The 24,027-nt window shown below is 70.0% G+C and carries 22 protein-coding genes and 2 riboswitches; of the genes, 14 read left to right on the top strand and 8 right to left on the bottom strand.

Annotation, left to right across the window (positions count from 1 at the left end; translation table 11 throughout):
* Positions 1-232 precede the first annotated feature (232 nt).
* Positions 233-901 (top strand): DUF3159 domain-containing protein, encoded by a 669-nt coding sequence (locus ACFW0G_RS30265; RefSeq protein WP_378328835.1) that lies wholly within the window; start codon positions 233-235, stop codon positions 899-901.
* 107 nt (positions 902-1,008) lie between these two features.
* On the opposite strand, the gene ACFW0G_RS30260 is transcribed toward ACFW0G_RS30265, so the two are convergent.
* Complete coding sequence (locus ACFW0G_RS30260; protein WP_378328834.1) at positions 1,009-1,968, bottom strand: N-acetylglucosamine kinase; 960 nt, start codon at positions 1,966-1,968, stop codon at positions 1,009-1,011.
* Positions 1,965-3,008, bottom strand: coding sequence for an SIS domain-containing protein (locus ACFW0G_RS30255; protein ID WP_378328833.1), 1,044 nt, complete (start codon positions 3,006-3,008; stop codon positions 1,965-1,967). Before ACFW0G_RS30255 ends, ACFW0G_RS30260 begins: the two co-directional genes overlap by 4 nt.
* A 154-nt stretch (positions 3,009-3,162) precedes the next feature.
* On the opposite strand from ACFW0G_RS30255, the gene ACFW0G_RS30250 reads away from it, so the two are divergent.
* The 3 genes from ACFW0G_RS30250 to ACFW0G_RS30240 all read left to right on the top strand — a co-directional run bounded on the left by ACFW0G_RS30250 (position 3,163) and on the right by ACFW0G_RS30240 (position 6,422).
* Entirely contained in the window at positions 3,163-3,918 is a 756-nt protein-coding gene (locus tag ACFW0G_RS30250) for a GntR family transcriptional regulator (protein ID WP_378328832.1), read from the top strand.
* 90 nt (positions 3,919-4,008) lie between these two features.
* On the top strand, positions 4,009-5,523 hold the full coding sequence (locus tag ACFW0G_RS30245) for an MFS transporter (protein ID WP_378328831.1): 1,515 nt from the start codon (positions 4,009-4,011) through the stop codon (positions 5,521-5,523).
* Positions 5,524-5,636: 113 nt separating this feature from the next.
* The gene (locus ACFW0G_RS30240) at positions 5,637-6,422 is read left to right on the top strand and encodes a hypothetical protein (RefSeq protein WP_378328830.1); all 786 of its coding nucleotides are present in this window, start codon (positions 5,637-5,639) and stop codon (positions 6,420-6,422) included.
* Positions 6,423-6,517: 95 nt separating this feature from the next.
* Here the strand turns inward: ACFW0G_RS30240 and thiE are convergent, their stop codons facing one another.
* Positions 6,518-7,195 carry a thiamine phosphate synthase gene (gene thiE / locus ACFW0G_RS30235; protein WP_378328829.1) on the bottom strand — a complete coding sequence of 226 codons (678 nt, stop codon included), beginning with the start codon at positions 7,193-7,195 and terminating at the stop codon, positions 6,518-6,520.
* A gap of 30 nt (positions 7,196-7,225) precedes the next feature.
* Positions 7,226-7,334, top strand: a riboswitch (TPP riboswitch).
* Here thiE and thiO point away from each other — a divergent pair.
* From thiO to ACFW0G_RS30215, 4 genes are all read left to right on the top strand, one after another.
* Positions 7,328-8,404 (top strand): glycine oxidase ThiO, encoded by a 1,077-nt coding sequence (thiO, locus tag ACFW0G_RS30230; RefSeq protein ID WP_378328828.1) that lies wholly within the window; start codon positions 7,328-7,330, stop codon positions 8,402-8,404. (Overlaps the previous riboswitch by 7 nt.)
* Positions 8,404-8,604, top strand: a complete 201-nt coding sequence (thiS, locus tag ACFW0G_RS30225) for a sulfur carrier protein ThiS (protein ID WP_378328894.1) — start codon at positions 8,404-8,406, stop codon at positions 8,602-8,604. Before thiO ends, thiS begins: the two co-directional genes overlap by 1 nt.
* Positions 8,605-8,608: 4 nt before the next feature.
* The gene (locus tag ACFW0G_RS30220; RefSeq protein ID WP_378328827.1) at positions 8,609-9,382 is read left to right on the top strand and encodes a thiazole synthase; all 774 of its coding nucleotides are present in this window, start codon (positions 8,609-8,611) and stop codon (positions 9,380-9,382) included.
* An 81-nt stretch (positions 9,383-9,463) separates the two neighbouring features.
* Positions 9,464-9,892, top strand: coding sequence for a MarR family winged helix-turn-helix transcriptional regulator (locus ACFW0G_RS30215; RefSeq protein WP_378328826.1), 429 nt, complete (start codon positions 9,464-9,466; stop codon positions 9,890-9,892).
* 44 nt (positions 9,893-9,936) lie between these two features.
* On the opposite strand, the gene thiD (ACFW0G_RS30210) is transcribed toward ACFW0G_RS30215, so the two are convergent.
* On the bottom strand, positions 9,937-10,770 hold the full coding sequence (thiD, locus tag ACFW0G_RS30210) for a bifunctional hydroxymethylpyrimidine kinase/phosphomethylpyrimidine kinase (RefSeq protein ID WP_378328825.1): 834 nt from the start codon (positions 10,768-10,770) through the stop codon (positions 9,937-9,939).
* 109 nt (positions 10,771-10,879) lie between these two features.
* Between thiD (ACFW0G_RS30210) and ACFW0G_RS30205 the strand changes: the two genes are divergently transcribed.
* The gene (locus tag ACFW0G_RS30205) at positions 10,880-11,899 is read left to right on the top strand and encodes a phosphatidylinositol-specific phospholipase C domain-containing protein (RefSeq protein ID WP_378328824.1); all 1,020 of its coding nucleotides are present in this window, start codon (positions 10,880-10,882) and stop codon (positions 11,897-11,899) included.
* Between the two features lie 135 nt (positions 11,900-12,034).
* On the top strand, positions 12,035-13,555 hold the full coding sequence (locus ACFW0G_RS30200) for an alkaline phosphatase family protein (RefSeq protein WP_378328823.1): 1,521 nt from the start codon (positions 12,035-12,037) through the stop codon (positions 13,553-13,555).
* A 16-nt stretch (positions 13,556-13,571) separates the two neighbouring features.
* Here the strand turns inward: ACFW0G_RS30200 and thiD (ACFW0G_RS30195) are convergent, their stop codons facing one another.
* Both thiD (ACFW0G_RS30195) and thiC read right to left on the bottom strand, forming a co-directional pair.
* Entirely contained in the window at positions 13,572-14,390 is an 819-nt protein-coding gene (thiD, locus tag ACFW0G_RS30195) for a bifunctional hydroxymethylpyrimidine kinase/phosphomethylpyrimidine kinase (RefSeq protein WP_378328822.1), read from the bottom strand.
* Positions 14,387-16,030 (bottom strand): phosphomethylpyrimidine synthase ThiC, encoded by a 1,644-nt coding sequence (gene thiC / locus ACFW0G_RS30190; protein ID WP_378328821.1) that lies wholly within the window; start codon positions 16,028-16,030, stop codon positions 14,387-14,389. The genes thiD (ACFW0G_RS30195) and thiC overlap by 4 nt, the downstream gene beginning before the upstream one ends.
* Positions 16,024-16,153: riboswitch (TPP riboswitch) on the bottom strand. It overlaps the preceding gene by 7 nt.
* Before the next feature lie 146 nt (positions 16,154-16,299).
* Between thiC and ACFW0G_RS30185 the strand changes: the two genes are divergently transcribed.
* Together ACFW0G_RS30185 and ACFW0G_RS30180 are read left to right on the top strand one after the other, a co-directional pair.
* Positions 16,300-16,875, top strand: coding sequence for a Uma2 family endonuclease (locus tag ACFW0G_RS30185; protein ID WP_378328820.1), 576 nt, complete (start codon positions 16,300-16,302; stop codon positions 16,873-16,875).
* Between the two features lie 104 nt (positions 16,876-16,979).
* Complete coding sequence (locus ACFW0G_RS30180) at positions 16,980-19,145, top strand: glycoside hydrolase family 15 protein (protein WP_378328819.1); 2,166 nt, start codon at positions 16,980-16,982, stop codon at positions 19,143-19,145.
* A 259-nt stretch (positions 19,146-19,404) separates the two neighbouring features.
* Here the strand turns inward: ACFW0G_RS30180 and ACFW0G_RS30175 are convergent, their stop codons facing one another.
* Entirely contained in the window at positions 19,405-19,971 is a 567-nt protein-coding gene (locus ACFW0G_RS30175; protein WP_378328818.1) for a peptide deformylase, read from the bottom strand.
* 157 nt (positions 19,972-20,128) lie between these two features.
* Here ACFW0G_RS30175 and ACFW0G_RS30170 point away from each other — a divergent pair, with 157 nt between their 5' ends.
* Both ACFW0G_RS30170 and ACFW0G_RS30165 read left to right on the top strand, forming a co-directional pair.
* The gene (locus ACFW0G_RS30170; protein WP_378328817.1) at positions 20,129-20,440 is read left to right on the top strand and encodes a DUF3263 domain-containing protein; all 312 of its coding nucleotides are present in this window, start codon (positions 20,129-20,131) and stop codon (positions 20,438-20,440) included.
* An 82-nt stretch (positions 20,441-20,522) separates the two neighbouring features.
* Positions 20,523-21,161, top strand: coding sequence for a LytR C-terminal domain-containing protein (locus ACFW0G_RS30165; protein WP_378328816.1), 639 nt, complete (start codon positions 20,523-20,525; stop codon positions 21,159-21,161).
* Between the two features lie 45 nt (positions 21,162-21,206).
* On the opposite strand, the gene ACFW0G_RS30160 is transcribed toward ACFW0G_RS30165, so the two are convergent.
* Complete coding sequence (locus ACFW0G_RS30160) at positions 21,207-23,486, bottom strand: AAA family ATPase (protein ID WP_378328815.1); 2,280 nt, start codon at positions 23,484-23,486, stop codon at positions 21,207-21,209.
* Between the last annotated feature and the right edge of the window lie 541 nt (positions 23,487-24,027).

Genomic DNA, 24,027 nt, shown 5'->3' with positions numbered 1-24,027 from the left:
CTGCCCCCGACATATAGTTGTACACCCCAACTAACCTTCGGGCGCAGTCCCCCTGAGCCCGTCGGGTTCAACCGGCAGTCACAGTCTCTTATCTTGCCGGATGTCGGCGCATCTCCATTACGTCGATTTCACAGCTCGTGACGTAAATCGCTCCACTGGGCCATGCGCTACGCATGTGGTGTAGGTCTCCCCGTGCCCAGGGCGCTCACCGGCTTCGGGCAGGCTGGAGAGCGTGACCGACGAATCCGTGCGCCGCGAGTCGCTCGCGCAGGTACTCGGCGGCCGCCAGGGTGCCATCGACGCGAGCATCCCGCCGGTCGCGTTCGTCGTCGGCTGGCTCGTCTCCGGCCGGTCGATCGCCTGGGGCGCCGGTGCGGCCATCGCGGTGGCCGCCGCGCTCGCCGTGTTCCGGATCGCCCGCGGCGGCAAGGCCCGCGCGCTGGTGGTGAGCGTGGCCGCCGTGGTGGTCGCCGCGCTCATCGCGCTGCACACCGGGCGTGCCGAGGACTTCTTCCTCATCCAGCTGCTGTCCAATGTGGCCAGCGCGCTTGCGTGGGCGGCGAGCATCGTCGTCCGCTGGCCGCTGCTCGGCGTCGTGGTCGGCTTGGTGACGGGACAGAAGACGCGGTGGCGCCGCGATCCCGCGCTGCTGCGCGCCTACTCACGGGCGAGCTGGGTCTGGGTGTTCGGCCAGTACACCCTGCGGGTGCTGGTGTACGGCGGGCTGTGGTGGTCCGGCCAGGTCGTCGCGCTGGGTGTGGCCCGCACGGTGCTTTCCTGGCCGCTGGTGGCGCTGACCGTCGCGGTGAGCGGCTGGGTGCTCTTCCGGACGTTGCCGGCGGGACATCCGGGCTTGCGCGCTGTGCCGGATGACCCGCCGGGTGACGTACCCAAGGCATAAGGCGGCCCCCGGCGAGGGGGGAGGGTCCGGGGGCCGGTTCCTACGGTACCCGGACAACCCGGCTCGCGTCGATGTTTTCGACTCGTTGTGCCACCTTTTGCCGATTTTTATTGTTCCGAAGGGCGCATCGCGTCGCCCTTGAAGGCGGCCAGAGCGGCAAGCCACGCCGCGCCGAGGACGCCGTCGGAGCTGGTCAGCACCTCGCAACCGGTCAACCGGGCCCGTACCAGTGCGCCGACTGGTCCTTCGGGAGACAGCACACTGCCGACCAGCACAACGGGTGACGACTCGCCGGGCTCGCGTGTCGCGAGGGCGTTCGCCACGAGAAGTTCGGCCGCGGACGAGGTGATCCGCTTCGCCGCGGGGTCCCCGGCGGCGTCGGCCGCGCTCACGAGCGGAGCGAAACGCGCGAGGCGGATCGGCGCGTCGGCGTTCGCCTTCGTGATGAGAGCACGGGAAGCGGTGATCCGGTCGCTGTCGGTCACAATGTCCACAGCGGACAGTGCCAGTGCCTCGGCGAGCACCGCGGCGGCGAGCCCGTCGAGCGGCAGGCCCCTGCCGAGTGCCTCCAAAGTGGAGCGCACGGCCTCCCTGCCGAGCCAGAACGCCGATCCCTCGTCGCCGAGCAGCCAGCCGTACCCGCCCGCCGTGCCGGCGAGCCGGTGGTCCCGGATGCGCCCGGCGATCGAGCCGGTGCCCGCGACGAGGACCGTTCCGTCCGGTGAGGACGTTGCCGAGGCGAACGCCACCTCCGCGTCGGTCACGGTCCGCACCACGCCGCTCAGCCCGATCCGCTCCCACGCGGCGGCGAAAACCGCCGCCACGGACGGATCGGACAGTTTGCTCACCCCGGCCATACCGACCACGCAGGCGCGCACGCGCGCGGGATCGAGCTCGCCGAGCGCCGCGACGATCGTGTCCGCGACGCGTCCGGCGGCGACGGCGGGCTCGTGTGCGTTGGGGTTGGCGCCTTCGCCACGTCCCCGGCCCAGCACGACGCCGGTGGCATCGACCACGACCGCGCGGGTCGAGGTGCCACCGGCGTCCACGCCGATCGTGTAACTCACCGGGTCTTGGTCACCTTGAGCAGCCCGCGCGGGCTGTCCGGGTCACCGCCGCGCGCGAGCGACAGGCCGAGCGCGATCCGCTGGATCGGCAGGATCTCCAGGATCGGCGCCAGCTCCTCGACCGTGGGCGCGACGCCGATGCGCAGCGCCGCCGGGACGTCCTCGGCCGCCGAGCCGACGGCGAGCACGTCCGCGCCCCGCTTGCCGACCGCGTCCAGCACCTCGCGCATGGCCTGACCGCCGTGCCCGTTGCTGGTCACCGCGAGCACCGCGGTCTCGCCGTCGACGGCCGCGACCGGGCCGTGCAGCAGGTCCGCGCCGCTGTACGCGCGGGCGGCGAGGTAGCTCGTCTCGGCCAGCTTCAGCGAACCCTCCAGCGCGGAGGCGTAGGAGTAGCCGCGGCCGGTGGTGAGGACCCGGTCGACGAAGCGGTAGCGGTCGACCGCGCGCTGGACACCGGCGTCCGCGCTGTCGAGCGTCTGCTGCGCCAGCTCGCCGATCTTCGCCGCGTCGGCCGCCTTCCCACCGCGCACGGCGTCGATGAGCAGGTACAACGCCATCAGCGTCGCGGAGTACGTCTTGGTCGCGGCGACGGCCTTCTCGACCCCCGCGCCGATGTCGACACCCAGCTCGGACGCCGCACGCAGCGGCGATTCGGGGGTGTTGGTGACGGACACGGTGAGCGCGCCCTGGCTGCGCGCGGTTTCGGTGACCTCGATCAGGTCGGGGGAGCCGCCGCTCTGGCTGACCGTGACGAAGAGCACGTCCCGCAGGTCGGGACGGGCTCCGTAGAGCGTGGCGGTGGACGGCGAGACCAGGCCGGCGGGGAGGCCGAGCAGTACCTCGATCAGGTATTTCGCGTACAACGCAGCGTGATCACTGGAGCCACGCGCGGCGAGGAGGGCGAATCGCGGGGGCCGCTGTGAGATTTTTTCCGCCACCTCGGCGATTTCGGCCTGACGCTCGACCAGCCCGGCGAGAACTGCCGGTTGCTGGGCGATTTCCGCGGCCATGTGCTCGCCGGGACGTTGTTCGGTCATCACTTTCCTCTCCACCGGGACGTGCTGTCCCGAAGCGCTGGCGGCGTCGGTCAGGTCTAGACCAATGCTAGCCGGGCGGGGCGTTTGTGGAGAAGGGTACGTTTCCTACAGGGAGCGTGGCGCGTCAGAGCGGGAAGGCAGAGGGAGTTCGGTCATGTTGGAGACAACCACCACGGGTGAGGCAGGCTCGGTGAGCACGATTCGCGGCCAGCGGGAGCCCAAATACTGGGCATTGAAGCAGCATCTTCTCGACCTGCTCGACGCGTTGCCGCCCGGCTCGCCCATTCCCACCGAACGCGCGCTCGCCGGCGAGTTCACGGTGTCCCGCACGACGGTCCGGCAGGCGCTGGCCGACCTGACCGCGGAAGGCCGCTTGCACCGTGTTCAAGGAAAGGGCACCTTCGCGGCCGAGCCGAAACTCGCCCAGCGTCTCCAGTTGTCTTCCTACACCGAGGACATGCGCAGGCAGGGCCTCAAACCGTCGTCCAAACTGCTCGATCTCGAAGAGCTGTCGGCCGAGGGCGATCTGGCGAAACTGCTCGGAATCCGGTCGGGCGCGAAAATTCTTCGCCTCAGCCGGTTGCGCCTCGCCGACTCCCAGCCCATGGCGCTCGAGACCACGCACCTGCCGCTCGGCCGATTCCGCGGGCTGAAGAAGCACATGTCCGCAGGCGGCTCGCTCTACGCCACGCTGCACGAGCATTACGGCGTCGAACTCGAACGCGCCGAGGAGACCATCGAGACGTCGCTCGCCGGGCCGAGGGAAGCCGAGATGCTCGGTGCCGACGTCGGCATGCCGGTGCTGCTGCTGACCCGGCATTCCTTCGCGACCGACGGCAAACCGGTCGAGTTCGCCCGCGCCACCTACCGCGGCGACCGCTACAAGTTCGTCACGACCCTGCTTCCCTGATCACGCTGCCGCCGTCCCGGGGCCGCGTCTTGCGTTCCCCGGGGACGCGGGCCACGGTGATCCCATGCGACTACTGGGCGGAACGGCACAGTGACGGCGACCGCGGACGCCGGGATCCGGTGGGGCACCTCGGCCGCGCGCGGGGTGCTGGCCACGACCATCCTCGGCTCCGGTATGGCGATGCTCGACGGCACGATCGTCAACGTCGCGTTGCCCCGGATGGGTGAAGAGCTGCACGCCTCGGTCGCGGGTCTGCAGTGGATCCTCGACGGCTACATGCTCGCGCTCGCCGCGCTGATCCTCGTCGCGGGATCGCTCGGCGACCGCTACGGCAGGCGCCGGATGTACGTCGCGGGCGTGATCTGGTTCGGCGTCGCGTCCGGCCTGTGCGCGGCCGCGGTGACCACCGAGATGCTCGTCGTCACGCGGATTCTCCAGGGCATCGGCGGGGCGCTCCTGACGCCGGGCTCGCTGGCGATCCTGCAGGCTTCGTTCGCCCACGACGACCGGGCCCGCGCGATCGGCGCGTGGTCCGGGCTCGGCGGGATCGCGGCCGCGGTCGGGCCCCTGCTCGGCGGGCTCCTCGTGCAGCTGTGGTCGTGGCGGCTGGCGTTCCTGATCAACCTCCCGCTGGCCGTCGTGGTCGTGCTGATGGCCCGCAGGTTCGTCCCCGAATCCTGTGACCAGCAGAGCAGCGGGCATCCGGACTTCGGCGCCGCCGCGCTCGGCGCCATCGGGCTCGCCGGGATCACCGCCGCGCTCGTCGAGGCCCCGGGACGCGGTATCGGCGACCCGCTCGTGCTGATCGCGGCGGTCGCCGGCGTGCTGGGACTCGGCGCCTTCGTCTTCGTCCAGCACCGCTCGGCGGATCCGCTGGTGCCGCCCGCGCTGTTCCGCGACCGGACGTTCACCCTGGCCAACGCGCTGACGTTCGTCGTCTACGCGGCGCTCGGCGGGGTCATGATGCTGATGGTCATGCAGCTGCAGGTCTCGCTCGGCTACTCGCCGACGGCCGCGGGGCTCGCGGGACTGCCCATCACCCTGATCATGCTCGTGTTGTCCGGCCGGTCGGGGGCGCTCGCCCAGCGCATCGGCCCTCGGACGCAGCTCGTCGCCGGGCCGCTGCTGATCGCCGCCGGCATGCTGCTCCTGATGCGGGTCGGCCCCGGCGCCTCCTACCTCGGTGCGGTGCTGCCCGCGGTCTGCGTGTTCGGGTTCGGGCTGTCGGTCGTGGTCGCCCCGGTGACCGCGACCGTGCTCGCCGCGGCCCCCGACCGGTTCGCGGGCGTCGCCTCCGGGGTCAACAACGCCATCGCCCGCTCGGGTGGTCTTCTCGCGGTCGCGGTGCTGCCCGCGGCGGCGGGACTCACCGGCGCGTCGTACACCGATCCGGCGGCGCTCACCGCGGGCTGGCGGACGTCGCTGGTGATCTGCGCGGTGCTCGCCGCCGCGGGCGGATTGATCGCGCTCGGCATTCACAACGGCGTTCTGGGTACTCCGCCCGAAGAGCATCCAGTCGGCGAATGTCCGCACCCCGGCGAGTGTTTCCACTGTGGCGTGGAAGGACCGCCGACCCACGTGCGGCCGCTCGCGCACGACTCCTGAAACCGTCCACTGTGGACTTCAAACGTGGTGTTCCTCACGCCGCGCCAACGGATGGATAGCTCCGGACGCCTTATTCGTTGGGAGTCGTAGAAGACGTCGGACAGATCGGGATCATGAGCAAGGAGAACGAACAAACCGCGGAGAAAAAGGAAGAGAAGACGGGTCTGCGCGTGCCGCAGATTCTCGCCGCGGCACTGGCCGCGGTGACGGCGGCGTTGCTGGGGTCCACGCTCGGTGTGGCGGGAACGGTGCTCGGCGCCGCGCTGGCGAGTGTGGTGACGACGGTCGGCAGCGAGATCTACCTGCGTTCGCTGCACGGCACGACCAGGGCCGCGCGGAAGGCACGCGAGGTGCTGGCGACGTCGGGCAAGATCAAACCCGTCGGGCGCGACGGGGGCCCGGTTACCCAGATCGACCTGGCGAACCAGCCGACGGTCAAGTTGCCGAGGCCGGAGCTGGACGGCCCGCCCGAGGACGCGCCCGGCAAGCTCCGGAAGCTGCGCTGGCCGTTGATCATCGGCACGAGCGTCGTCGCGTTCGTGGCGGCGATCCTGCTGTTGTTCGGTTTCGAGAAGACCACGGGGAAGACGATCGGCGGCGAGCACGGGATAAGCGGCATCTTCGGCGGGGGTACCGGGCAGAGCCGGGACGACCACAAGGACGTCCCTGCCACCGGCGATCAGGCACCGCCGCCGAGCGAGTCGAGGCAGGCGCCGCCCACGTCGACGCCGAGCCTGCCGCCGAGCACCACGCCGTCCTCGCCGCCGCCGTCCACGAGCAGCGCGCCGCCGACCACGTCGGCCCCGCCGTCGACGTCGAAGCAGCAGCCCACGCCGACACCGACGCCGGCGCAGCAGCAGCCTTCGCAGGAACAGAAGCCGCCGCCCGGCGCGCAGTGACCGTCCTTTGTGGACACGGTTGCTGAAGGGGACTTTCCTCGCGGGGCATGGGCGGGAAGTCCCCGTACGTGGGGCCGGGGAGAGGAAAGTCCCCTTCAGCCCGCGCTGGGTTCGAGTGCGGAGCGCAGTGCCCGTGCGGCGGCGGCCGGGTCCTCGGCCTCGGTGATCGCCCGGACGACGACGATGCGGGAGGCACCCGCGTCGAGCACCTCGGGCAGCCGGTCGAGGTCGATGCCGCCGATCGCGAACCACGGCCTGGAGGTGCCGGAGGCGGCGGTGGAGCGGATCAGGCCGAGGCCGGGGGCGTCCCGGCCCGGCTTCGTCGGCGTCGGCCAGCACGGTCCGGTGCAGAAGTAGTCCACGCCGGGCTCCTCGGCCGCCGCGGCGGCCTGCTCCGGCGAATGCGTCGACCGGCCGATCACGACGTCGTCGCCGAGGATCCGGCGGGCCAGTGACACCGGGATGTCGTCCTGGCCGAGGTGCAGGACGTCGGCGCCGACGGCGAGAGCGACGTCGGCCCGGTCGTTGACCGAGAGCAGTGCTCCGTGTCGAGAGCAGGCGTCCGCGAGGATTTCGAGAGCACTGATCTCCTGTTTGGCCTCGAGCGGTGCGCCCCCCGTCTTGTCGCGCAGCTGGACGATGTCGACACCGCCGGCGAGCGCGGCGTCCACGAACTCGGCGAGATCGCCACGCGCCGTGCGCGCGTCGGTACACAGGTACAGCCGGGCCTCGGCGAGGCGGGCACGGATCTTGTCGCCAGTGAGGTGGGGCATGGCGGGGACGTTACCCGCGCGCTACGGTGGGGTGGTCCGCACGGGAGCCCGAGGCACGGGCTGAGAGGGAGCCGTCACCGCTCCGACCGTGGAACCTGATCCGGGTCATGCCGGCGCAGGGAGCGTGATCGCATGAATGCATTGACCATCATCGGCGGCGGCGTGATCGGCCTCGCCACGGCTTGGCGTGCCGCCGTCGAGGGGCACCGGGTCACCCTGTACGACCCCGATCCCGGGCGCGGCGCGTCCTGGGTGGCGGGTGGCATGCTGGCTCCGGTCACCGAGGCCTGGCCGGGCGAGGAGGACGTCCTCCGCCTTGGCGAGGCGTCGCTGCGCCGATGGCCGGGCTTCGCCGGCGAGCTGGCCGCCGAGGGCGTCGATCCCGGCCTTGCCGGGCACGGCACGCTCGTCGTCGCGCTGGACAGCGCCGACGCCGGGCAGCTGGACATCCTGGCCGGGTTCCTGCGGTCCCTCGGCCGCGACGCCGAACTCCTCACCGGCCGCGCGGCCCGCCGTGCCGAACCCGGCATCGGGTCCGTCCGAAGTGGACTCCTGGTGCCCGGCGACCTGGCCGTGGACAACCGAAAGCTGCTGCTGGCACTCGAACACGCCTGCCGTCGGCGCGGGGTGGTGTTCCACAGCGACCGGGTGGACACGCTCGACGACGTCCGCGCGGACGCCGTGGTGCTCGCCGCGGGCGCGTGGACGGGACGGCTGCATCCGCTGCTGGCCGACGCCGTCCGCCCGCTCAAGGGCGAGATCCTGCGGCTGCGGCCCCGTCGCGGCTGCCTGCCGCCGCCGGTCAACACCGTCCGCGCACTGGTCGAGGGCCGCCCGATCTACCTCGTGCCCCGTGCGGACGGCGAACTCGTGCTCGGCGCGACCCAGTACGAGGCCGGATTCGACGAGAGCGTGACCGCGCGCGGCGTACGCGAGCTGTTGGAAGGCGCCGAGCGCGTGTTCCCGGCGATCGCCGAGTACGAGCTGGTCGAGACCGCGGCCGGGCTGCGGGCCGGAAGTGTCGACGCGCTGCCGTTCGTGGGTGAACTCGGCGACGGCGTCTTCGCCGCGACCGGGCATCACCGCAACGGCCTGCTGATGGCCCCGGTGACCGCGGACGCCGTGGTCGCCTGGCTGGCCGGTGAGGCGCCGCCGGACGAGGTCGTCGCGGCCTCGCCCGCGCGACTGCGGGAAAGGGAACGAGTGTGATGGAGATCCAGGTCAACGGCCACTGGCGTGAATTCCCCGACGGGGCGACCGTGGCCCAGGTCCTCGACGCGCTGGGCACCGCCCGGCAGGGGGTGGCGGTGGCGCTGAACGGCGAGGTCGTCCGCCGGGGCGACTGGCCGGACGCCGTGGTGCCCAAGGGTGCCAGCGTCGACGTGCTGACCGCGGTCCAAGGAGGTTGAGAAAATGACCGACACCGTCAACGACGGCGACCAGCTGGTCATCGGCGAGTACAAACTGTCCTCCCGGCTGATCATCGGCACCGGCGGCGCGGCGAACCTGGCCGTGCTGGAGCGTGCGCTCGTCGCGTCGGGAACCGAACTGACGACGGTCGCGATGCGACGCGCCGACGCCGAGGGCGGCTCCGGAGTCCTCGAATTGCTGCGCAGGCTCGGAATCGCATTGCTGCCCAACACCGCGGGTTGTCGTACAGCGGCCGAAGCGGTCCTCACCGCACGATTGGCGCGCGAGGCGTTGGATACCGATCTGATCAAGCTTGAAGTCCATGCGGATGATCGGACGTTATTGCCCGATCCGCTGGAAACTCTCGACGCCGCCGAACAACTCGCCGCCGACGGATTCACCGTTCTGGTGTACACGAACGACGATCCGGTGCTCGCGCTGCGCTTGGAAGAGGCGGGCTGCGCCGCCGTCATGCCGCTGGGCGCGCCGATCGGAACCGGCCTGGGAATCCGGAATCCGCACAATATCGAGCTGATCGTGTCCCGAGCGTCGGTTCCGGTCATCCTCGACGCCGGAATCGGTACCGCTTCGGACGCGACACTCGCGATGGAACTCGGTTGTGACGCGGTTCTGCTCTCCACCGCCGTGACACGCGCGGCGGATCCGGAAAAAATGGCCTCCGCCATGCGTTCGGCGGTGCTCGCGGGCCGGCTCGCTCGGGGAGCTGGACGTGTCCCGCAGCGCTTTTGGGCGCATGCTTCGAGTCCACCTCGGTGAATCCTCGGTACCTTCACGCGGAAAGAGTCCCGGGCGCCGTAAGGTTGACGGCACTTTTCCAGCGGGCAGAAGGAGCCAGCGGTGACCACCACATCGGTCCAGGACGTCTCGGGCAGGTTGTACCTCGCCGTGGGCAGGCTGTCCCGGTCTTTACGGCAGGCGGGAGTGCCCGGTCCCGGGCACGGCGCCATCTCGGCGCTCGCCACGCTGGTGCACCTCGGCCAGATGCGCCTCGGGGACCTGGCGGCCAAGGAGGGCGTCGCCGCCGCGACCATGTCCCGGATCGTGGCTTCGCTCGTCGAGTCCGGCTACGTCAGCCGCGAGTCGGACCCGGTGGACCGGCGGGCGTGGCTGGCGAAGGCCACAGAGGAGGGTGAGCGGCTGGTCTCCGGCGTCCGGTCGACGCGGGTGCAGGAGCTGAACCGGAGACTCGATCGCCTGTCGGACGAGCATCGCGAGGCGCTCGCCGCCGCTCTGCCCGTCCTGGAGGCTCTCATCGCCGACGAATGAGCTGAAGGGGACTTTCCTCGCATGCCATGCGAGGAAAGTCCCCTTCAGTGCTCCTCGGGAGCCAGCCGCCAGAAGGCCGAGACGGGACCGACCTTCGCGCCCATCGGGTAGGCGTGCTCGACGGCGTTGGACACGAACCACTTGCCGTACCGCGCCGCCTCCACAACGGACATCCCGCGCGCCAGCCCGGCCGTGAGCGCGGACGCCATGGTGTCCCCGGCGCCGTGGGTGTGCGGGGTCGCGTAGCGCCTGCCCGGGAGTTCGACGAACGTCGAGCCGTCGAACAGCACGTCGACGCATTCCGGGTCGGACACCAGATGCCCGCTCTTCACCAGCACGTACTTCGGCCCGAGCCGGTGCAGCACGATCGCGGCCTGGTGCATCTGCTCGCGATCGGTCACGGTCATGCCGGTGAGCAGGCGGACCTCGTCGAGGTTCGGCGTGAGCACGGTGGCGCGCGGCAGCAGTTCGTCGCGCAGCGCGATCAGCCCGGCGTCGTCGAACAGCGGGTGGCCGTGCATGGACGCGGCCACCGGGTCGACGACGAACGGGACCTTGCGGTCGCGCCCGATGTCGGCCCTGTCACACGCCGCCGCGACGGCGTGGATGATCTCGGCCGAGGCGAGCATCCCGGTCTTCGCCGCGCCGACACCCATGTCGGCAGCGACGGCCTCGATCTGCCCGGCGACGATGTGCGGCGGCAGATCGGCCCGGTCGTGCACGCCGAGCGTGTTCTGCACGGTCACCGCGGTGACGGCGACCAGGCCGTGCACTCCGCAGGTGAGGAACGTCCGCAGGTCCGCCTGCAGGCCGGCGGCGCCGCCCGAGTCGGAGCCCGCGATCGTCAGCGCCGAGGGCGGGCTCGGGTTCTCGCTCATGTTTCTTCCCGACTTCCGGTCTGAGCCATTTGGTCAATCATCCTTCACCAGTAGTCCATCACGGCGGCTGAAAGTGAAAGCTATTGCACATTCGGTCGAAGGAGTGTGGATGAAGGTCTCCTCAGCAGTCCTCGCGGTGGCTCTCGTAATGGCCGGGGCCCTCGCCGGGGCGACGGCGGACGCGGACAGCCCGAAGGTCTCCCACGTGACGACCGTCGGCGTACACAACACCTACGAGACTGGCGCGTACGACTACCTCGCGCGCTCGCTGGACGCCGGGACGTCCCTGATCGAACTGGACGTCTGGCCGGACATCGTCACGCACGAGTGGAAGGTCAGTCACTCGAACCCGCTGGGGAACGACAACAACTGCGTCGCGGCGTCCTCGGCCGACCAGCTGTACTCCGGTGGGCGGAACAAGAACCTGGAGTACTGCCTCGACGACATCCGGCTCTGGCTCGCCGCGCATCCGGGGCACTCGCCGATCACCCTCAAACTGGAGATGAAGACCGGGTTCTCGGACAACCACGGCCTCGGCCCCGACGAGCTCGACGCCACCTTCCGTGCCCACCTCGGCCCGGCGGTGTTCCGCCCGGCGGACCTGCTCGGCCGTTACTCCACTTTGGACGAAGCGTCTCGGGCGGACAACTGGCCTTCGCTGGATGCCTTGCGGGGCAAGGTGATCACCGAGATCATCCCGGGCACCGTCGAGGAGGGGAATCCGACCGACACGCTCAAGGCCGACGTCGAGTACGCGCGCTACCTGCGTTCGCTCGCCGGGGCCGGCCGAATCGGCGAGGCGAACATCTTCCCGGCCGTGCACGGCGCTGCGCCGGGTGACCCGCGTACGAAATACTCGGACACCGGGCTGCGGCCGTGGTTCGTCGTCTTCGACGGCGACGCGAAGGCGTGGGTCACGCAGACCGGGCCCGCCTGGTACGACGCCAACCACTACTACCTCGTGATGACCGACGCGCAGAACGTCGAGCCCGCGATCGACGGGCACGCCCCGACCGTCGACCAGGCGAACCGGCGCGTGGCGGAACTGGCGAAGCAGCACGCGTCCGTGGTCACCGCCGACTGGACCGGCCTGACCACCGTGCTCCCGCAAGTCCTCCCGCGCGGCTGAGCATTGGTGGTCCGTGAAGGCCTCCTTCACAGCGCTCAGCCCTGTGAAGGAGGCCTTCACGGCGCGTTCACACAGTGGACAGGTGAGGCCCTTACCCTCTCGATAATTGGTTCGAACAAGTTATCTGGAGGGTTCATGCGCAGAACGCTCTGCCTGGCCGCGGCCGTGGTGGCGGTCGCCGGGCTGACTTCCGGGGTCGCCGTGGCCCAGGTGGCCAAAACGCCGAAAGCCCTGGTGATCGGCCTCGACGGGGCTCGGTTCGACAAGCTTCTCGCCGCCGACACCCCCAATGTCCACGCGCTCGTGCAGCGCGGCTACGCCTCACGAAGCGCGCTTTACGGCAGCGGGATGGCGCAGACTTCGAGCGGTCCGGGCTGGTCCACGATCCTCACCGGAGTGTGGCCGGACAAGCACAAGGTCAAGGACAACTCCTTCAGTGGCAACAACCTGGCCGCCAATCCGAGCTGGCTGGCGCGGGCCGAAACCGCGAACCCGGCACTCGACACGTATGCGGCGGTGGACTGGAAGCCGATCGGCGACCAGATCCTGCGTACCGGGCAGGACCGCAAGTTCGTGCTCGACGGCGACACCGCCGGGTATGTCAAGACCGACGAGCAGGTGGCCGTCGACGCCGAGAAACATCTCAAGCAGGACAAGGCCGACGCCTCATTCGTCTACTTCGGACAGACGGACGAAGCAGGCCACGCGCACGGTGCCGACTCGCCCGAATACTCCGCCTCGCTGCGCACCGACGACGCGCTGATCGGCCGCCTGCTCGCGGCGATCGACGCACGGGCCGGACGGGCGAACGAGGACTGGCTCGTCATGATCAGCACCGACCACGGTCACACCGCGGCGGGCGGCCACGGCGGCGACAGCCCGGAGGAACGCATGACGTTCGTGATCGCCGCGGGCGGGGCTGTCCCGCCGGGAACTCCTGCCGTGCAGCCGAAGATCGTCGACATCGCGCCGACCGTGCTGCGTCATCTGGGGATCGCCGCGCCCGTGGGATACGACGGCTACCCGCTGGGCGCGGTGCCGCCGGATGCGTTCGACAGCGCGGTGCTGAAGCCGCGTCAGGACGAAACCGTTGTCCCGTCCGGGGTTCTGGGCTGGACTCACGAAGGCCCGGGTGGCTGGACCGTGCGGAACGCGTCCGGAATGCCTTCGGGGACAACGGAATGGCAGGGCTGGGCCTTTACGACCGACGACTTCTGGACCCGGACGGCGCCAGGCCAGCAGCGTGAGGCGAACGTGCGGGCCCGCGGTGTCTTCGCCGTCGCCGACCCCGACGAGTGGGACGACAAGGGCTCGCCGTCGTCGAAGGGTACGTTCGATTCTTCGCTGGTCTCCCCGGTGATCGACGTGACCGGCAAGGGGCGGGCGGACATCGGTTTCGTGTCGCACTACCGCCAGGACGGCACGCAGCGCGGCGCGCTGACGGTGTCCTTCGACGGTGGCGCCGAGCAGTCCGTGCTCGCCTACGGCCCGGAGTCCGGCACCGCGAACAAGGGCGGCGACATCCTGGCGGCGCCGACATCCGCGTCGGTCGCGGTCCCGGCCGGTGCGCGCTCGATGCGGGTCACCTGGCGTCTCTACGCCGCGGGCAACACCTGGTACTGGGCCGTCGACGCCCCGCACATCACCACCCGTTAGCGCCCCCAGGCGGGTATTAGGGAGCCAGGCGCCAGAAGGGGGAGACGGGGCCGACTCCGGCGCCCAGCGGATACGACTCGGCGACGCAGCGCTCGATGAACCGCTTGCCCTCGGCCACCGCGGTCGGTACGTCCGCACCTTTCGCCAGGGACGACGTGATCGCCGAGGCGAGGGTGTCCCCACCGCCGTGCGTGTTTTCCGTGTCGTAGCGCGGTCCGGACAGCGAGATGAACTCCGTGCCGTCGGAGAGCAGGTCGACGCAGTCCGCCGCGTCGTGCATGTGCCCGCCCTTGACGAGCACCCAGGTCGAACCGAACTCCAGCAACGCTTCCGCCGCCGCCCGCTGTGACGCCGCGTCGGACACCGTGACGCCGGTGAGCAGCCGGACCTCGTCGAGATTCGGCGTGATCAGCGTGGCGCGCGGGAACAACTCGGTCCGGATGGCCTCCAGCGCTTCCTCGCGCAGCAGGGCGTGCCCGGTCATCGAGGCGGCCACCGGATCGACGACGAACGGGACGTCCGCCGATCGTCCGATGTGGACCTCGTCGAGGGTTTTCGCCACCGCCTGGATGATCTCGGCGGTCGCGAGCATCCCGGTCTTGGCCGCGTTCACGCCCATGTCCGTGGCCACCGCCTTGATCTGCGCGGTGACGACATCGGCCGGGATCTCGCTGAAACCCTGCACGCCCAAGGAGTTCTGCACGGTGACGGCGGTCAGTGCGACCATTCCGTGCACGCCGTTCGCGAAGAACGTGCGCAGATCGGCCTGGATGCCCGCACCACCGCCGGAGTCGGATCCGGCGATGGTGAGAGCGGTCCTCGGCGCGGTCGTCACTGACCGACCACGGGCAGGTAGACCTTGCCGCCGTGGTCGGCGAACTCGGCGGACTTCTCCGCCATTCCGGCCTCGATGGCCTCCACAGTGGACAGTCCGTGCTCCTCGGCGTACTTGCGCACGTCCTGGGTGATCCGCATCGAGCAGAACTTCGGGCCGCACATCGAGCAGAAGTGCGCCGTCTTCGCCGGTTCCGCGGGCAGGGTCTCGTCGTGGAACGCGCGCGCGGTGTCCGGGTCCAGCGAGAGGTTGAACTGGTCGTTCCAGCGGAACTCGAAGCGGGCCTTGGAAAGCTCGTCGTCCCACTCCTGCGCGTACTGGTGCCCCTTGGCCAGATCCGCGGCGTGCGCGGCGATCTTGTAGGTGATCACGCCGGTCTTGACGTCGTCGCGGTTGGGCAGGCCAAGGTGTTCCTTCGGTGTGACGTAGCACAGCATCGCCGTGCCGTACCAGCCGATCTGCGCCGCGCCGATCGCGGAGGTGATGTGGTCGTAGGCGGGCGCGATGTCGGTCGCGAGCGGGCCGAGCGTGTAGAACGGCGCCTCGCCGGTGAGCTTCTCCTCCAGCTCGACGTTCTCCTTGATCTTGTGCATCGGCACGTGGCCGGGGCCTTCGATCATCACCTGGACGTCGTGCTCACGCGCGATGTGCGTCAGCTCGCCCAGCGTTTCCAGCTCGGCGAACTGCGCGCGGTCGTTCGCGTCGGCGATCGAACCGGGGCGCAGGCCGTCACCGAGGGAGAAGGTGACGTCGTACTCGCGCAGGATCTCGCACAGCTCGGAGAAATGCGTGTACAGGAAGGATTCCTGGTGGTGCGCGAGACACCACGCGGCCATGATCGACCCGCCGCGGCTCACGATGCCGGTGACCCGGCGCGCGGTCAGCGGGATGTAGCGCAGCAGCACGCCGGCGTGCACCGTCATGTAGTCGACGCCCTGCTCGCACTGCTCGATGATCGTCTCGCGGTAGATCTCCCACGAGAGCTTTTCCGGCTCGCCGTTGACCTTTTCCAGCGCCTGGTAGATCGGCACGGTACCGACCGGGACCGGCGAGTTGCGCAGGATCCATTCGCGGGTCTCGTGGATGCGCTTCCCGGTGGACAGGTCCATGATCGTGTCGGCGCCCCAGCGGGTGGCCCACACCATCTTGTCGACCTCTTCCTCCACAGAGGACCAGACGGCCGAGTTTCCCATGTTGGCGTTGATCTTCACCAGGAAGTTCTTGCCGATGATCATCGGCTCGCTCTCCGGGTGCCTGCGGTTGACCGGGATCACCGCGCGGCCGCGCGCGACCTCGTCCCGCACGAATTCGGGAGAGCAGCGCTCACGCGCGGCGATGTACTCCATCTCGCGCGTGATCACCCCGGCCTTGGCCCAGCCGAGTTGCGTGTTGTGCTCACGCCCGTCGGCCCAGCCGGCCCGCAGCCGGTGAAGTCCACTGTGGACGTCGATGTTCGCGTCCGGATCGGTGTACGGGCCCGACGTGTCGTACACGTCGAAGTGTTCCCCGTTCGAGAGATCGATCCGCCGTGCGGGAACCCGGAGCCCGGATTCCGTCTGGTGGTACACCTTCCGCGAGCCGGTGATCGGACCCGTGGTCACGGTCGGCGTGATGGCGGCGTTGTTCTCCAGCGTCGTCAACGACGTTCACTCCCTACGCCGGCATTACCCGGTCAGGTTCATGCGGTCGGCGGCACCGGGTGTCCGGATCGACACCAGCCGCCCTCTCAGCCCGCCATGGCGCGAGCTCCCGCGGTTTTTCAAGGTTGTGCCCCGACCATGCCACGCCGAGCCCGAGTACTCAACCCTGGGGGCTGTGATAGCACGAACGGACCGTTCGTGCCGGAACGCCGATCTTGTCGGTTTCCGGCGGTATCCTGGGCAGGACAGAGCGGAGGGAGGTGGAATCGATGAGCGCCGCTGCTGTGGGACAGGGCTGGGATGCGTTATTGCGCACCTGGCGGGAGCTCGACGTGCCGGAGGGATGGCGCGCCGAGATCATCGAGGGGGGAATCGTAGTCATGACACCGCCGCCCGGCAGGGGGCACAACCTCATCGCGGATGTGCTGCATCCGGCGGTGAAAACGGCGGTGCCGAGGGAATGGGCCGTGCTGCAGACCCTTGGCGTCTCCGTCCCGGGCTTGTGCCGGATCTACGAGCCTGATCTCGTCGTGGTACCGCGGGCGGTCGTGTCCGCGGGTGCGGACAGTGAACCGGTACCGGCCGAAGAGGCCAAGCTGGCAGTGGAGATCGTCTCGAAGAACAACGCGCGTACGGATCGGGTGGAGAAGCTGCGTGCGTACGCGGTCGCGGGTATTCCGCTCTACCTGCTGATCGACCGGTTCGCTGATGAGGGCCCGTGGGTCACTCTGTTCTCGAAGCCGGTCGATGGGCACTACCGCCATACGGATGGTGTGCCGTTCGGCGGGAAGATCACCATTCCCGAGCCCGTCGGGCTGGTGCTCGACACCAAGGAGTTCGACTAGGCAGGTTGCCGGTTCACCGGATCGGGCCATGCGCGGGGGAGGCTTTACGGCCAGAATCTCCAGGTGTTCTGTAACGGTGCAGAACCCTGACCTGGGGGTCACTTATGCGTAGAATCCTGCTTCCGGCGCTGGCCGCGTTGCTGGTCACGAGCCTGGTCCCGGCCGTGGCGGCGGCGTCCGGCGAGGCGCCGGGCGCGCCCGGCTCGCATCCGAGCTGGCTTCCGGCGAACAAGACCGGCTTCGGCACCGCGCGTGACAAGGCGAGCGACGTGTGGTTCACGTTGCAGGGCGGCCGGATGTCCGAGGTGTACTACCCCGATTTGTCCACGCCGAGCGTTCGCTCGCTGGAGTTCGTCGTCACCGACGGCCGGAGCTTCGCGGTGACCGACTCTTCGGCGCGTGCACAGCGGGTCCGGCGTCTCGACGGCCTGACCTACGAGCAGACCATCACCGACGACCAGCACCGCTGGACCCTGCGCAAGACGTACGTGACCGATCCGGCACGGCCGACCGTGCTGGTCGACGTCGACTTCACGTCCTTGACCGGGCAGCCGTACCAGCTCTACGCGGTCGCCGATCCCGACCTGACCAACAACGGCGCCGACGACACCGCCGCCGCTTCGGGTGCGGAACTGACCGCGCACGACGCGAGCAACGCGGCCGCGCTCACGGCGGCTCCGGCGTTCACGCATACGAGCGTCGGCTACGCGGGAGTGTCCGACGGCGCCACGCAGCTCGCGAAGACGTTCCGCTTGGCGGAGTACGCCACCGCCGCGAAGGGCAATGTCGTGCTCACCGGGCAGACCGCGGCCAACGGCGTCCGCGCGCGGCACGTCACGCTCTCCCTCGGGATGGGCGACAAGGCTTCGGTAGCGCTGGACAACGCCCGCGCGTCGCAACGGCGCGGCTGGCGTGACACTGCCCGCGCCTATGACCAGGGCTGGCGCGATTACCTCCGCCGGGTCGAGGACACGCCGTCGTCGCTGCGGACGCGGAGCGAACGTGACCTCTATCAGGCGTCGGTGCTCACGCTGGCCGCGAGCGAGGACAAACACCACCCTGGCGCGTTCATCGCTTCGCCCAGCATGCCTTGGCGCTTCGGCAACAACGATCCGGAGTGGTCGCCGTCGGGCACCTACCACCTCGTGTGGCCGCGCGACCTCTACCAGATCGCGACCGGCCTGCTCGCCGCCGGCGACCGCGATGCCGCGAACCGTTCGGTGGACTACATGTTCGGTACGCAGCAGCTGCCGGACGGGCATCTGCCGCAGAACAGCAACGTCGACGGAAAGCCGTACTGGCCTTCGATCCAGCTCGACGAGACCGCGTTCCCGATCGTGCTCGCCCAGCAACTCGGCCGTACGGACGGGAAAACCTGGCAGGGTGTCCGCATGGCGGCGGAATTCCTGTTGTCCTACAAGGGATCCAATGGGCTCGCCTCGCCGTACTCGCAGCAGGAGCGGTGGGAGGAGCAGGACGGCTATTCGCCGTCGACCATCGCCGCGGTCATCGCGGGCCTCGTCTGCGCGGCGAATCTGGCGAAGCACAATGGCGCCGCGGCCGACGCGCAGCGGTACCTCGCGGCGGCCGACGCCTTCAAGGCGAACCTGGCGCGGTGGACGGTGACCGCGAACGGTCCGCTGTCGAAGGACCCGTACTTCGTCCGGCTGACCAAGGACGGCAACGCGAACGCGGGCACGCGCTACAACCTCGGCAACTCGAGCGTCACCACGGACCAGCGCGCGGTCACCGACGCGGGATTCCTCGACCTCGTCCGGCTCGGCATCTATCGCGCCGACGATCCGGTGATCCGCAACAGCGTCAAGGTGACCGACGCCGACATCGCGTTCACGACGCCGACCGGACAGTTCTGGCACCGCTACACGAAGGACGGCTACGGCGAGAGGCCGGACGGCTCGCCGTGGGACTACACCTTCCCGGCGGAGAGCCGGACGACCTACGGCCGGTTGTGGCCGCTGCTCGCCGGTGAGCGCGGCGAGTACGACCTCGCGAACGGCGACCCGGCGTCGGCGGCGCGGCGGCTACGGGACCTCGGGCGAGTGAGCAGTTCGTCGGGCACCATGCCGGAGCAGGTCTGGGACGAGAACGCGCCTTCGGGGCAGACCGGCTTCCCGGCCGGAACCCCGACGACGTCGGCGACGCCCTTGGCCTGGACACACGCGCAGTACATCCGCCTCGCCCAGGCCGTCCGCGCCGGCTCCGTCATCGAACAACCCACCGTCGTCCGCTGCCACTTCCTGGGCTGCTGATGCGCCCAGGGCGTCCCTCGGACTTGCCTCCGTTCGCCTGATGTCGCGAACGCTCCGTTGCCGACGATGAGCGTCCCGAACGGAGCGTTCGCGACACGCGCCCCGGGCCCACCGCATGCCGTGAAGGCCTCCTTCACAGCGCTCAACGCCGCGAAGGACCCCTTCGCCGCACCACCAAGCCCCCGGGAGGTGCCCACCAGCAAAACCGCACCCCCGCACCTACCGAGAAAACCTCACTGGGGCGCTCGACCCCGGTGAGTCAGTCTTCGGAGTGGTCCTTCGGGGGGAGCCAGGAGAGGCCGGGGACGCCCCACTTGTTGTGCTTCAGCATCTTCTTCGCGGCGCGCGCGTGCCGCCCGACCAGGCGGTCGAGGTAGATGTAGCCGTCCAGGTGATCGGTCTCGTGCTGCAAACAACGCGCGAAGTACCCGGTGCCCTCGACCTCGATCGGGTTCCCCTCGACGTCGAAACCGGTGACCTTCGCCCACGAGGCGCGGCCGGTCGGGTACGACTCGCCGGGCGCGGACAGGCAGCCCTCCCAGTCGTTGTCGGGGTCCGGCATGGTCTCCGGGATCTCCGACGTCTCGAGCTTCGGGTTGACGACGACACCCTTGTACTGGTTGCCCTCGTCGTCATGGCAGTCGTAGACGAACAGGCGCAGGTCGAGGCCGATCTGGTTGGCCGCGAGGCCGACCCCCTCGGCGGCGTACATCGTCTCGAACATGTCTTCGGTGAGCGTGCGCAGCTTCTCGTCGAACTCGGTGATCTCCCGAGTCGGGTTGTGCAGCACGGGGTCACCGGCGATTCGGATGGCATGGACGGTCACGAGGCGGCAGTTTAGTCGGACCCTTCTGGTAGACCTTCCCTAGACCGTGACGCGCCGACGTGGATGCCCACGACGGCCGGTGCTTCCGTGGTGTAATGGCGCCGCGGAACGACAGCCCTGTGATTTGCCTAGCACCTCAGTGATTGCGAGGAGTCAGATGGACGCCGCGGAGTCGATGGCTGAGCCGGAACAGCCGTCCCCGCCGGAGCTCGTGGACGGCCTGACCGAACGCGAGATCGACATCCTCGCCTTCGAACGCCAGTGGTGGCGGTACGCGGGGGCGAAGGAGCAGGCCATCCGGGAACGGTTCGGGCTGTCCACCACGCGCTACTACCAGGTGCTGAACCAGCTCCTCGAGAAGCAGGCGGCGATCCAGGCCGACCCGATGCTGGTCAAGCGGTTGCGCAAGACCCGCGCGGCCCGCCAGCGCACCCGGGCCGCCCGGAGGCTGGGGTTCGAGCTGCCATGAGCGATGCTTGCGAGCGAATCATGGGCATCATGCTCATGCGTGACAAGGGATTGGACACTGTCTCGCGGAGCGAGGCGATCGCATGAGCTTGTTTTCCGGACTTTCCCGGCCGCTGAAGGCCGCGGGGCTCGCCCTGATCGGTGTCGCCGTGATCGCCGCGGTCATCGGCGGGGTGTCCGCGCTGACCGGTGGTGAGTCGAACAACACCGCGGCGTCGAGCCCGGCCCCGCCGCCGTCCACTCCGAGCGACGCGGTGCCATCGACCTCGGCGCCCGCCTCACCGCCGTCGTCCTCGGGTCCGCCCTCTTCGCCGACGCCGCCCTCCTCGGCCTCGCCGAGCAGCGGCGCGCCGACCTCCGGCCAGCCGGGTCAGCCCGGTCAGCCGCAGCCGGGGCAGCCGGGTGGTGACCAGCAGGCGTCCAACAAGTGGGTCACCCTGCGCGTCTACAACAACAGCTTGATCAAGGGCCTCGCCGAGCGGGCCGCCGAGGACTTCCGCAAGGCGGGCTGGACCGTCTCGGACGTCAGCAACTACCCGGACGGCGTCATCCCGGAGACCACCGCGTACTTCCGCCCCGGCACCGACGAGGAAGCCGCCGCCAGGCAGCTCGCGAAGGAGTTCGGCATGCGTGCCGAACCCCGCTTCCCCGGCATCGAGCGGTCCGCCGCCGGTGTCATCGTGATAGTGACGAACAACTACCACCCGTCCGGCAAGAGCTGATACTCACGCGCCCGAGTCCCATACCCGGGCGCGTGAGTTTCGCGGTCACTCGCGGGACTTCGCGTAGGCCTCCAGCTCGGCCAGCTGGACCGGGTCCAGCGACGGCCGGACGGTCTTGCGGGCCGTGTCCAGGTGGGCGGCGGTGACCTCGGTGGCCTCCAGCGACTCCCGCATCGCCGTCAGCGCGGCCTCCCTGATCAGCGCGGCGCAGTCCGCCGCCGAGTAACCGTCCAGAGTGGACGCGACCTCGGCGAGGTCCACATCGGACGCCAGTGGCGTGTTCCGCGCGCTGGCGCCGAGAATCGCGGCACGGGCCTCGGCGTCCGGCGGCGGGACGTACACGCGGCGCTCCAAACGCCCTGGGCGCAGCAGTGCCGGGTCCACCAGCTCGGGCCGGTTCGTGGCGCCGAGGACGACGACCTCGCGCATCGGCTCGACGCCGTCCAGTTCGGTCAGCAGCGCGGCGACGACTCGGTCCGACACGCCCGAGTCCGACGACTGCCCGCGGCGCGGCGCGAGCGCGTCGATCTCGTCGAGGAAGATCAGCGCGGGCGCGGCCTCGGCGGCGCGACGGAACAGCTCCCGTACCGCCCGCTCCGACTCACCGACCCACTTGTCCATCAGTTCGGCACCCTTGACCGCGAACACGTTGAGCGCGCCCGTTCCGGCCAGCGCCCGCACCAGGAACGTCTTGCCGCCACCGGGCGGCCCGTACAGCAGCACGCCGCGCGGCGGCTCGACACCGAGCCGCGCGAAGGAATCCGGGTAGCGCAGCGGCCACAGCACGGCCTCGGTGAGCGACTGCTTGACGTCGGTCATGTCGCCGACGTCGTCCAGCGTCAGCCCGCCGGTGGCGAGATTGTCCGAAGTGGACATCGAAATCGGACGGACGGTTGTCAGCGCGTCCAGCAGATCCTGTTGGGAGATCCGGGGTTCGTTCTCCTCGCGTTGACGCAGTGCCGCCCGCAGTGCCGCGTCCCGGCGCAGTGCGATCAGGTCGGCCGCGACGAATCCCGGTGTGCGCTCCGCGATGGCGCCGAGGTCCACACCGGACTCCAGCGGGACGTCGCGCAGCAGCACCAGCAGCAGCTCCTTGCGGGTCCGCGCGTCCGGCAGCGGCAGGCTCAGCTCGCGGTCGAGCAGGTCCGCCGCCCGCAGCCGCGGATCGGCCGATTCGGCGCGAGCGGTGGTCGCGATGACGGCGAGCCCGTCCCGCCGCAACGCGCCGCGCAGTTCCTCCAGCACCACGGTCGCGACCGGCGGCGGCTGCGAAGCGGGCAGCAATGCGTCGATGTCGGTGATGAGCAGCACGGCCGGGCCGTCGGCCGAGGCGGCCGAGGTGATCGCCTCGCGCAGCCGTGCCGCGGCGGCATTCGGCTCCAGCACGGCGATGTTCGGCGCGGCGAGCGAGACCACGCCGACGTTCTCCGCCTGTGCCACCGAACGCACCATGGTGGCCTTGCCGACGCCTTCCGGCCCGGACAGCAGGACGCCGAGGTGTGCCGTCGTGCCCAGTTTGGCCAGCAGTTCCGGCCGATGGAAGGCCAGGTCGAACCATTCGGCGAGCTTGCGCGTGGCAGATTCGACGCCCACCAGGTCGGCGACCGGTGGCACGGCCTCGACGACTTCGGGCAGCGTCTCGTCCTCGACGATCTCCGCCTCGATGTACTCCTCGACCGCGGTCACGGCCGTGCTGCGCACGATCGCGGTCGCCGAACGGGCCGGGGAGGAGGACGAGGTGGCGGGTTCGCCGGTGCGCGCGCCGTCCCGCCAGCTGACCACTGTGGACGGTCCAACCGCGACAGGCCCGGCCGGGTCGGTCGCGGTGACGGTCAGCAGCTCGTTGGTCCAGGTGCCGCCGATCGCCCGCGACAGCTGCCCGCGGACGGCGGAGACGTCCGATCCCGCCGGGGGCGCGAGGTCCTGGGGGAGCAGCGAAACCGCGTCGCCGACCGTGAGCACCTTGCCGATCAGCGCCAGCCGCAGCGTGTGCGGCGGGACCGACACGCTGGCCAGCCGGGATCCCGCGACCGTCACGGTCCTCGCCGCGGACACCGCCGCCGGGGCCACCACGATCTCCGAGCCCTCGGACACGCCGAGGTTCGACATCGTGACGTCGTCGGTGAGCACCACCCCCGGCACGCCGCCGTCATCGGCGGGCGCGGCGAGCGCCGCGCTCACCCGCGCGCCGGTGAGATGCACCGCGTCCCAGGCACGCAGGCCCAGCGCGTCGAGCACCTCGGGGTGCAGCCGGACTACACCGCGGCGCGAGTCCAACGCGGACGGGGTGTGCCGGACGGTCAACGTGATCTGGGGGTCGCTCACACCGATCACCCTAGCGACGCGGACGCGTCCCAGGCGCCGAAGTAGGCGATGTCGGTGACCGGCGGGCGTGCCGCCGGTCACCGCTGGGGCCGTCGCGCAGGCGACGGCGACGAGGGAGATCCGGCTGACGTAGCCGCGATCGCCCGGCCGCCCGGCGCCAGGCCGCGGGAGCGATAGCAAAGGTCCCTTGCTCCACTTCCCGAGGTGGCCCGAACGCCCCAATGTGGCATTGGGTGCGTTGGACGCAGCGAACGCCACATTGGGGCGCATGACCGGGGGCAGACGACCGGCGGGATGGGCGGTGCGGCGGGGTGCGGGTCCGGAGTGGGGACGCCTTGTGCCGAGGGACGCCCTTGGTGCGCTCAATGCAGCGAAGGCGTCCCTCGGTGCGGCCAACGCACTGAAGGCGTCCCCACGGTGCATCGCCCGTACACGCCGCCCGCCCCGCGAACCCTCCAATGCCGTGAAGGCCTCCTTACCGGCGTTGAGTGCCGGTAAGGAGGCCATCACGGACTGATGGGTCAGTCGCGGTAGCGGGTGC

It is taken from the genome of Amycolatopsis sp. NPDC058986 (assembly GCF_042741125.1).
In the GTDB taxonomy this organism is placed as follows: Bacteria; Actinomycetota; Actinomycetes; order Mycobacteriales; family Pseudonocardiaceae; genus Amycolatopsis.
This window is presented reverse-complemented; position numbering and strand designations above follow the sequence as displayed.

Bases quoted from the DNA above. Each gene is read 5' to 3' on its own strand.
- ACFW0G_RS30255 (WP_378328833.1), bottom strand. From the start codon at position 3,008: ATGACCGAACAACGTCCCGGCGAGCACATGGCCGCGGAAATCGCCCAG.
- ACFW0G_RS30250 (WP_378328832.1), top strand. From the start codon at position 3,163: ATGTTGGAGACAACCACCACGGGTGAGGCAGGCTCGGTGAGCACGATT.
- ACFW0G_RS30240 (WP_378328830.1), top strand. From the start codon at position 5,637: ATGAGCAAGGAGAACGAACAAACCGCGGAGAAAAAGGAAGAGAAGACG.
- thiE (WP_378328829.1), bottom strand. From the start codon at position 7,195: ATGCCCCACCTCACTGGCGACAAGATCCGTGCCCGCCTCGCCGAGGCC.
- thiO (WP_378328828.1), top strand. From the start codon at position 7,328: ATGAATGCATTGACCATCATCGGCGGCGGCGTGATCGGCCTCGCCACG.
- thiS (WP_378328894.1), top strand. From the start codon at position 8,404: ATGGAGATCCAGGTCAACGGCCACTGGCGTGAATTCCCCGACGGGGCG.
- ACFW0G_RS30220 (WP_378328827.1), top strand. From the start codon at position 8,609: ATGACCGACACCGTCAACGACGGCGACCAGCTGGTCATCGGCGAGTAC.
- thiD (WP_378328825.1), bottom strand. From the start codon at position 10,770: ATGAGCGAGAACCCGAGCCCGCCCTCGGCGCTGACGATCGCGGGCTCC.
- ACFW0G_RS30205 (WP_378328824.1), top strand. From the start codon at position 10,880: ATGAAGGTCTCCTCAGCAGTCCTCGCGGTGGCTCTCGTAATGGCCGGG.
- ACFW0G_RS30200 (WP_378328823.1), top strand. From the start codon at position 12,035: ATGCGCAGAACGCTCTGCCTGGCCGCGGCCGTGGTGGCGGTCGCCGGG.
- ACFW0G_RS30185 (WP_378328820.1), top strand. From the start codon at position 16,300: ATGAGCGCCGCTGCTGTGGGACAGGGCTGGGATGCGTTATTGCGCACC.
- ACFW0G_RS30180 (WP_378328819.1), top strand. From the start codon at position 16,980: ATGCGTAGAATCCTGCTTCCGGCGCTGGCCGCGTTGCTGGTCACGAGC.
- ACFW0G_RS30170 (WP_378328817.1), top strand. From the start codon at position 20,129: ATGGACGCCGCGGAGTCGATGGCTGAGCCGGAACAGCCGTCCCCGCCG.
- ACFW0G_RS30165 (WP_378328816.1), top strand. From the start codon at position 20,523: ATGAGCTTGTTTTCCGGACTTTCCCGGCCGCTGAAGGCCGCGGGGCTC.